The sequence below is a fragment of the Arthrobacter sp. AOP36-C1-22 genome, from assembly GCF_052377515.1.
Taxonomy (GTDB): domain Bacteria; phylum Actinomycetota; class Actinomycetes; order Actinomycetales; family Micrococcaceae; genus Arthrobacter_H.
Genome location: NZ_JBQSWW010000049.1, coordinates 1 through 8,851 on the forward strand (window position 1 = coordinate 1; position 8,851 = coordinate 8,851).

At 71.2% G+C, this 8,851-nt stretch carries 8 protein-coding genes; all 8 read left to right on the forward strand.

Annotated elements, in window-relative coordinates; translation table 11 throughout:
- Positions 1-965: uroporphyrinogen decarboxylase (gene hemE / locus ACT3S6_RS15575; RefSeq protein WP_444555721.1), on the forward strand; the 965-nt coding region annotated here is incomplete at its 5' end.
- 84 nt (positions 966-1,049) lie between these two features.
- Positions 1,050-2,528, forward strand: coding sequence for a protoporphyrinogen oxidase (gene hemG / locus ACT3S6_RS15580; RefSeq protein WP_444555722.1), 1,479 nt, complete (start codon positions 1,050-1,052; stop codon positions 2,526-2,528).
- A gap of 64 nt (positions 2,529-2,592) precedes the next feature.
- Complete coding sequence (gene hemQ, locus ACT3S6_RS15585) at positions 2,593-3,297, forward strand: hydrogen peroxide-dependent heme synthase (protein WP_444555723.1); 705 nt, start codon at positions 2,593-2,595, stop codon at positions 3,295-3,297.
- On the forward strand, positions 3,294-4,511 hold the full coding sequence (locus ACT3S6_RS15590) for a ferrochelatase (RefSeq protein WP_444555724.1): 1,218 nt from the start codon (positions 3,294-3,296) through the stop codon (positions 4,509-4,511). Before hemQ ends, ACT3S6_RS15590 begins: the two co-directional genes overlap by 4 nt.
- Entirely contained in the window at positions 4,508-5,512 is a 1,005-nt protein-coding gene (gene hemC, locus ACT3S6_RS15595; RefSeq protein ID WP_444555725.1) for a hydroxymethylbilane synthase, read from the forward strand. The genes ACT3S6_RS15590 and hemC overlap by 4 nt, the downstream gene beginning before the upstream one ends.
- Positions 5,513-6,409 (forward strand): uroporphyrinogen-III synthase, encoded by an 897-nt coding sequence (locus ACT3S6_RS15600; RefSeq protein ID WP_444555726.1) that lies wholly within the window; start codon positions 5,513-5,515, stop codon positions 6,407-6,409. It abuts the gene before it with no gap.
- Positions 6,410-6,479: 70 nt separating this feature from the next.
- Positions 6,480-7,469 carry a porphobilinogen synthase gene (hemB, locus tag ACT3S6_RS15605; RefSeq protein ID WP_444555727.1) on the forward strand — a complete coding sequence of 330 codons (990 nt, stop codon included), beginning with the start codon at positions 6,480-6,482 and terminating at the stop codon, positions 7,467-7,469.
- Positions 7,466-8,779 (forward strand): glutamate-1-semialdehyde 2,1-aminomutase, encoded by a 1,314-nt coding sequence (gene hemL, locus ACT3S6_RS15610; RefSeq protein WP_444555728.1) that lies wholly within the window; start codon positions 7,466-7,468, stop codon positions 8,777-8,779. The genes hemB and hemL overlap by 4 nt, the downstream gene beginning before the upstream one ends.
- Positions 8,780-8,851 lie beyond the last annotated feature (72 nt).

An 8,851-nucleotide genomic window follows, 5' to 3' on the forward strand; every position in this document is an offset into this window, starting at 1 on the left:
TGCGCCAGGCGGGACGCTCGCTTCCCGAGTACCGCAAGCTGCGCGAAGGCGGGAACATGCTCGACTCCTGCCTGGACCCCGCGATGGCTTCGGAAATCACCCTGCAGCCGGTGCGCCGCCACGGGGTGGACGCGGGGATCTTCTTCTCCGATATCGTCATCCCGCTCAAGCTCGCAGGAGTCGGCGTGGACATCGTCCCCGGGGTCGGCCCGGTCCTGGACGAACCGGTGCGCACCGCGGCCGACGTGGCCCGGTTGCCCCAACTGACCGATGCCTCGCTGGATCCCATCCGGGAGGCCGTGGCCCTGACCGTCGCCGAGCTGGGCAGCACCCCGCTGGTCGGCTTCGCCGGGGCCCCGTTCACCGTCGCCGCCTACATGGTCGAAGGCAAGCCCTCCCGCGACCACCTGGGCCCGCGCCGGATGATGCACAACGATCCGCAGACCTGGAACGCCCTGGCCGAATGGGCCGCGGAAGCCTCCGGCGCGTTCCTGCGCGCCCAGCTGGAGGCAGGTGCCAGTGCCGGGCAGCTCTTCGACTCCTGGGCCGGAAGCCTGTCGCTGGCCGACTACGAGAAGTTCGCGGCGCCGTCCTCCACGCTGGCCTTCTCCCGGGTCAAGGACCTGGGCGTGCCGCTGGTGCATTTCGGCACCGGGACCGGTGAACTCCTGACGGCCATGCGTGACTGTGGTGCCGACGTCGTCGGGGTGGATTACCGGCTGAGCCTGGCCGAAGCCAACCGCCGTCTCTCCGGGGGGAACGTGCTGCAGGGCAATATAGACCCGGCCCTGCTGACCGCCCCCTGGGAAGTGCTCGAAGCCCATGTCCGGGACGTCCTGGCCTCCGGCGAGGAGGCTCCCGGGCATGTCGTGAACCTCGGCCACGGGGTGCCCCCGGACACCGAGCCCGAGGTGCTGACCCGGATCGTGGAGCTCATCCACTCCATCCCGCCGACCGCCGGCTGACGCCGTGCACACCTGACGGTCAGGACACGGGGCGATAATGGTGGGGGACCCTGGGCGGGTCCCCACCGCGGAAAGGACGTAGGGATGACGCAGGCCGGGCAGCTAGCCGGTACTCCGGGCCACGCCTCGGCACCCCGCGCGATCGTGGTCGGGGGAGGGATCTCCGGGCTTGTGGCGGCCCGTGAACTGTCCTTGACCGGACACCAGGTCGACGTCTTCGAGGCCTCCCCCCGCTTCGGCGGGGCCGTGGCCAGCCACCAGGTGGCCGGGCTGGACCTGGATGCGGGGGCCGAATCCTTCGCGGTCCGCTCCACCGCGGTGGCCGATCTGGCCACAGAACTCGGACTGGGAGCATCGCTCCAGTCGCCGAACCCCGCGGGGTCCTGGCTCTACCACGCCGTCGACGGCGCCAAACGCGGCGGCCCCCGCGCCATGCCGATGCCGGCCACCGCCCTGCTCGGCATCCCGGCGGATCCCTGGGCCGAGGACGTCAAGACGGTGATCGGTGCCGCGGGGTGTGTCCGGGCCGCCACCGATCTGGCCATGCCGGTGACCCGCCGCCAGGCCAAGGAACCGATCAGCCTGGGCGAGCTCGTGGCGGCCCGGATGGGTCAAGCCGTCCTGGAGTCCCTGGTGACCCCCATCGTCGCGGGGGTGCACTCGGCCGATCCGACGACCCTCGACGTCGATACGGTCGCCCCCGGTCTACGCGCCGCCATGGCCGAGCACCATTCCCTGGCCCGGGGAGTGGCTGCGCTGCGCGCCTCCGCCCCGGCGGGATCCGCCGTCGGCGGCCTGGCCGGGGGCATGCACCGGCTGACGGGGGCCCTGCTGGCCGAACTCGATGCCGCAGGAGCCCGATTGCATCCCGGAACCCCGGTCGTCTCCATCGCCCGGGCCGAACCCTCGCACGATCCCTCCGAGGACGGCTGGGACGTCACCGTCGAAGGGCGCGAGACCCCTGAGTCCGCCGACCGGCTGGTCATCGCCACCCCCGGACCCGCAGCAGTGGACCTGTTGGCCGGGCTGTTGCCCGATGCCGCGGCCCTGCGCCCGAAGACAGGCCATGGCATCGCCCTGGTGACGTTGGTCGTGGACCAGCCCGAGCTCGATGCCGCCCCGCGGGGTACCGGGCTGCTCGTGGCCCCCGGAACCCCCGGGATCCGGGCCAAGGCACTGACCCATGCCACTGCCAAATGGGAGTGGCTCGCCGATGAGGCGGGACCGGGAACGCATGTGCTCCGGCTGTCCTACGGCCGGCTGTCCGATGCCCCCGGCACGATCCCCGCCGACGACGCCGTCCTGCGTGATATCGCCATCGCCGATGCCTCCGCCCTGTTGGGGGTCCCCGTCTCGGCAGCGGACGTGGTGGGGTGGGACGTGGTGCGTCATGACGCGGCCCTGCCGTTCGCCACCACCGGCCACCGGGACCGCGTCGAGGCCTTTCGCACCGCCCTGGCCGGTCATCCCGGCCTCGAGGTCGTCGGCGCCTGGCTGGCCGGCACCGGGCTGGCCTCCGTCGTCGCCGACACCAGGGCCCGGACCTCCATCACCGCCAGTTGACCCCGGCCGAGAGGCCGCCTAGACCCCATCGAAATATCCAGCAGCAGAAAGTTGAGGCCACACCGTGAGCCAAGCACCTTCCACCACCGAAACCGGCACCCCAGACGCCCCGGAGGAAGAGCTCTTCTATACCCTGTGGACCGTGTTCAAGCGCGATTCCGACCTAGACCGCAGTGAAGGCGTCGAGGCCTTCGACGCCCTCGTCGCCGAACTCGCCGCCGCCGGCGTCGTGCTGCGCGGCACCTACGACGTGTCGGGGATGCGCAACGACGCCGACATCATGGTGTGGTTGCACGGGTCCACCCCCGATGACCTGCAGGCGGCCGTGCGCAAGATCCGCCGCACCTACCTCTTCGCCGAAACCACCCTGGTCTTCTCCGCCATGGGCGTGCACCGCGACGCGGAATTCACCAAGAACCACTCCCCGTCCTTCGCCCTGGGCAAGGAGCCGCAGAAGTGGCTCTGCTTCTACCCCTTCGTCCGTTCCTACGAGTGGTACCTGCTCGAGGGCGAGGAACGCGGCAAGATGCTGCGCGACCACGGCATGCTGGGCCGGGACTTCCCGCAGGTCCAGGCCAACACCGTCGCCTCCTTCGCCCTGGGCGACTGGGAGTGGCTGCTGGGTCTGGAAGCCCCCGAACTGATCGACCTGGTCGATTTGATGCGCCACCTGCGCTACACCGAGGCCCGCAACCATGTCCGCGAGGAGATCCCCTTCTACACCGGCAAGCGCATCAGCTCCGCCGAGGTGGCCGAGGTCCTGCGATGAGCCGGCCGAACGAGCAGTCCTTCGACCCGCGTGAAGGCTACGACGCCGCGGGGCGGATGGCCCCCAAACCCTATGACGCCATCCTGCTGGCCTCCTTCGGCGGGCCCGAAGGCCAGGAGGACGTGATTCCGTTCCTGCGCAACGTCACCCGGGGCCGCGGGATCCCCGACGAGCGGCTCGAAGAGGTCGCCACCCACTACCGGGCCAACGGCGGCATCAGCCCGATCAACGCGCAGAACCGGGCGTTGAAGTCGGCGATGGAGGCCGAACTGGCCTCCCGTGGGATCGAGGTCCCCGTCTACTGGGGCAACCGCAACTGGGACCCCTACATCCCCGAAACGCTGAAGCAGCTCCACCAAGACGGACACCGCCGGGTGCTGATGTTCTCCACCAGCGCCTATTCCAGCTACTCCAGCTGCCGCCAATACCGTGAGGACCTGGGCGTGGCCTTACGCGAAACCGGGCTCGAGGGCATCCTCGAGGTCGATAAGGTCCGCCAGTACTTCGACCACCCGGGATTCGTGGACCCCTTCGCCGAGGGGCTCTCCGCCGGACTGGCCGACGTGCGCTCCCAGCTGGCCGAGGCGGGCACCCCCGACGCCCCGGTACGGGTCGTCTTCGTCACCCACTCCATCCCGCTCTCCGACGCCGAAGCGGCCGGCCCCCGCGATCTGGCCCCCACCCTGGACACGGACGTGTATTCGGCCCAGCACCTGGCCGTGGGCCAGGCCATCCTGGCCCAGGTCCCCGAGGCCGCAGGGCTGGAGCATTCACTGGTGTTCCAGTCCCGTTCGGGCTCCCCGGCCACCCCGTGGTTGGAACCGGATATCAACGACGCCCTGGCCGACTACCGCCAGGAAGGCACCGGCGGCGTGGTCGTGGTCCCGATCGGCTTCGTCTCTGACCACATGGAGGTCCTCTGGGACCTGGACACCGAGGCCAAGGACACCTGCGCGGAACTGGGCCTGGCGTTCAACCGGGTGGCCACCCCGGGCACGCACCAGAAGTTCGTGCGCGGCATCGTGGACATGGTCTCCGAACGCCTGGCGGGACCGGACGGCACGGCCTTGCTGCAGGGCCGGGAGAGCGAGGTGGCCCTCGGCCCCTGGTTCGACGTCTGCCGTCCCGACTGCTGCTCCAAGGTCATGCGGGACGGCACGATCAAACCGACCATTGCCGCGGTGGACTCCGAGGTGGGGGTGCCCGCATCGTGAGCGAGGAACTGAACGGACCGGGCCCGGCGTCGGAGCCGGGCTTCCGCGTCGGCACCCGGGGGTCGGCACTGGCGATGACCCAGACGAGGACCGTCGCCGACGCCCTGAGCGCGGCCTCCGGACAGGGCCATGAACTGATCCGGGTCAAAACCGAGGGCGACGTCACCTCCGGCCCCTTGTCCCAGCTGGGAGGCACCGGGGTCTTCGCCGCGGTGCTACGCATGTCCTTGCTCGAGGGCGGCTGCGATGTGGCCATCCATTCGCTCAAGGACCTGCCCACGGCCCAACCCGGGGACCTGGTCATCGCGGCCACCCCGACACGGGTCGACGTCCGGGACGCGTTATGTGCCCGGGACGGACTCCGGCTCGACCAGCTCCCGCACGGAGCCAAGGTCGGTACCGGATCCCCGCGTCGTGGCGCCCAGCTGAAGGTCGCCCGGCCCGACCTGCAGATCGTGGGCATCCGCGGCAACGTCGGCACCCGGCTGGGCCGGGTGGCCGGTTCGGCCACTCCCGAGGACGACGGCGGTGTCGGGCGTGGGGTCCAAGGCGACCTGGACGCCGTGGTCCTGGCTGCCGCGGGACTCGAACGGCTGGGCCTGGGCGAACACATCACCGAGTACCTGGATCCGGGGATCATGCTCCCGGCCCCCGGTCAGGGCTCCTTGGCCGTGGAGGTCCGCGCCGGGGGTACCGGCAACGCCGAGGTCGACGCGGCCCTGAAGGTCCTGGACGATCCCGAAACCCGGATGACCATCACCGCCGAACGGGCGCTGCTGGGTCGGCTCGAGGCCGGTTGCTCGGCCCCGGTCGGCGCCCTGGCCCGCATCGTCGACGGCGAGCTGACACTGGATGGTGTCGCGTGTGCCCCCGATGGCAGTGAATGGATCCGTCGCAGCGCCACCACCGGGCGCCTCGACCTCGAGGGGGCGCGCACCCTGGGGATCCGGCTGGCCGAGGAACTGCTCGACGCCGGAGCCGCCCGGATGGCAGGCCTCTAGGTGCCCGAACTCCAGCGGCTGGCCGGACGGTCCGCGCTGCTGTTGCGCAGCGCGGACCGGGCCGCGGCCACCGTGGCCGAACTGGCCTCCCGCGGCGCGGCCACCGTGCTGTGCCCGCTGATCGACTTCGAACTGCCGCAGGACACCACCGGGGTCGACGACGGGCTCTTACGCCTGGCCGAGGGGGGATTCGACTGGCTCCTGCTCACCTCCCGCACCACGGTGCTGGCCTTGCAGCAACGCTGTGCCGCCCTGGGCCTGGGCGGAACCGGGATCCCCGTACCGGAACGGACCCGGATCGCCGTCGTCGGCGAGGCCACGGCCCGTGCCGCCGGTGCGGCGGGACTGACCGTGGACTTCGCGCCCGCCGGCGACCATTCGGCGCGTGGCATGCTGGCCGAATGGCCGGCGCCCGCCCGCCCGGGGCCCGCAAGCGATGTCTTCATGCCGCAAGCAGATATCGCCTCCACCACCCTGGCCGACGGCATGCGCGAATGGGGTGCCGACGCCCTGGTCGTCACCGCCTACCGCACCGTCGACGCCCCGGCCGAGGCGTCCCGTCGGCTGCACGCCGCAGACGCCGAACCGGTACCCGCCCCGCTGGTGGAACCGGCGGCCTTGACCCGGAGCGGGGGCGCCCCCGCCGCAGTGGACGCCGTCCTGTTCACCTCCCCGAGCATCGTCAGACGCTATCTGGGATTGGTCGGCACCCCACCGGATCGGGTGGTCGCCATCGCGATCGGGGACTCCACCGCCGAGGAGCTGCGTCGCAACGGCTGGGAGCCGGCGGCCATCGCCGCCACCCCCACCCCGGTTGGACTGGCCGACGCCTGGGAATCCGCCGTGCATGACCCGTCGCCCCCGGGGAGCCCCGCCGGCACGCCCGGCTCCGACTGACCCCCCCGAACCCCACCCGCAGACCACGAACGCCCCACACGCCATCCGGGGCAGAAAGCTGAAGGCCACAATGTCTTTCCCCGCCCACCGGCCCCGCCGGCTACGGACCACCCCCGCCATGCGCCGGCTCGTCGCAGAAGTCGACCTGGCCCCCCGCCACCTGATCCTTCCCACGTTCATCCGGGAGGACCTCACCGAACCACAGCCGATCAGCTCCATGCCCGGGGTCGTGCAGCACACCACCGATTCGCTCAAACGCGCCGCCGTCGAAGCCGTCGAACTGGGGCTGGGCGGGTTCATGATGTTCGGGGTCCCCGCCCGACGCGATGCCTCCGGAAGCGCGGGGATCGACCCCGACGGGGTCCTGAACCGCGCCATCGCCGACGTGCGGGCCGAGGTCGGCGACGACATCGTGATCATGTCCGATCTCTGCCTGGACGAATTCACCGACCACGGGCACTGCGGGGTCCTGGACTCCGAGGGTCGCGTGGACAACGACGCCACCCTGGCGATCTACGCGCAGATGGCCGTCGCCCAAGCCGAGGCCGGGGCCCATATGGTCGCCCCCTCGGGAATGATGGACGGCCAGGTCGCCGTCATCCGGCAGGCCCTGGACGGGGCCGGGTTGGCCGACACCTCGGTGCTGGCCTACGCGGCGAAATACGCCTCGGCGTTCTACGGGCCCTTCCGGGAGGCCGTGGATTCGCAGTTGAGCGGGGACCGGCGTACCTACCAGATGGATGCCTCCAACCGTCGGGAAGCCATCCACGAGGTCGAACTGGACCTTCAGGAGGGCGCGGATCTGGTCATGGTCAAACCGGCCATGAGCTACCTCGATGTCCTCGCCGACGTCGCCGCCATGTCGCCGGTCCCGGTCTCGGCCTACCAGATCTCCGGCGAGTACGCGATGATCGAAGCCGCCGCCGCCAACGGCTGGATCGACCGTCGCGCCGCCGTCACCGAATCCGTCCTGTCGATCCGCCGTGCCGGCGCCGACACCGTCTTGACCTATTGGGCCGCCGAACTCGCCGGCTGGCTGAAGGAAGGAAACCACGCATGAGCACCTCACAGGAACTCTTCGACACCGCCCGGGGTCTGATGCCCGGGGGAGTGAACTCCCCGGTCCGGGCCTTCGGCTCGGTCGGCGGCGTGCCCCCGTTCATCGTGGCCGCCGACGGCGCCCACCTCACCGATGCCGACGGGAACGACTACGTGGACCTGGTCTGCTCCTGGGGCCCGGCCCTGCTGGGCCACAGGCATCCCGCCGTCCAGGAAGCCGTGCACGCCGCGGTGGATCGTGGCCTGTCCTTCGGGGCCTCGACCCCCGACGAGGCAGGACTGGCCCGGCTCGTCAGCGATCGGGTTCCCGCCGTCGAACGCCTGCGCATGGTCTCCACCGGCACCGAGGCGACGATGACGGCCGTCCGGCTGGCCCGCGGCTACACCGGCCGCGATCTGATCGTGAAGTTCGCCGGTTGCTACCACGGGCACCTGGATGGACTGCTGGCCGCAGCCGGCTCCGGTCTGGCCACCCTGGCGCTACCCGGTTCCGCCGGGGTCACCGCGGCGACCGCTGCCGAGACCCTGGTGCTGCCCTATAACGACGTCGCCGCCGTCGAGGCGGCCTTCGTCAAGCACGGGGAACGCATCGCCGCCGTGATCACCGAGGCGGCGCCGGCCAACATGGGGGTGGTGACCCCCTCCGAGGGCTTCAACGCCGCCCTGTCGCGGATCACCGCCGCCCACGGATCCCTGCTGATCCTGGACGAGGTCCTCACCGGGTTCCGTACCGGACCCGGCGGCTATTGGGGCCTGACCGGGGCCGGAGAAGGCTGGACCCCGGATCTGTTCACGTTCGGCAAGGTCATCGGCGGTGGACTGCCGACCGCCGCCCTGGGCGGCCGGGCCGAGGTCATGGACCACCTGTCCCCGCTGGGCCCGGTCTACCAGGCGGGAACCCTCTCCGGGAACCCGGTGGCGATGGCCGCCGGCATCGCGACGCTGACCCATGCCACCGCCGAGGTCTACGCCCACGTGGACGCCCGCAGCATCGAACTGCAGGCCGCGGTGCGGCAGGCGTTCGACGGCGCCGGGCTGGACCATTCCATCCAAACCGCCGGGAACCTCTTCTCCGTGGCCTTCGGGACCTCCGAGCACGGGGTGCACGATTACGAGCAGGCGCAGGGCCAGCAGGCCTTCCGCTACGCCCCGTTCTTCCACTCCATGCTGGACTCCGGGGTCTACCTGCCCCCGAGCGTCTTCGAGGCCTGGTTCCTCTCGGCGGCGCATGACGACGCGGCCATGGAACGCATCATCGGTGCCTTGCCGGCCGCCGCCCGGGCCGCCGCGGCAGCGGTGCCGCAGGCATAGAGGCACGCCGGTCCACCCCGGTGGAGACCGCACACACAGGCGGGGGGGGGGGGGCCCCCCCGGCGGGGTGGG

Bases quoted from the DNA above. Each gene is read 5' to 3' on its own strand.
- ACT3S6_RS15590 (WP_444555724.1), top strand. From the start codon at position 3,294: ATGAGCCGGCCGAACGAGCAGTCCTTCGACCCGCGTGAAGGCTACGAC.
- hemL (WP_444555728.1), top strand. From the start codon at position 7,466: ATGAGCACCTCACAGGAACTCTTCGACACCGCCCGGGGTCTGATGCCC.
- hemB (WP_444555727.1), top strand. From the start codon at position 6,480: ATGTCTTTCCCCGCCCACCGGCCCCGCCGGCTACGGACCACCCCCGCC.
- hemG (WP_444555722.1), top strand. From the start codon at position 1,050: ATGACGCAGGCCGGGCAGCTAGCCGGTACTCCGGGCCACGCCTCGGCA.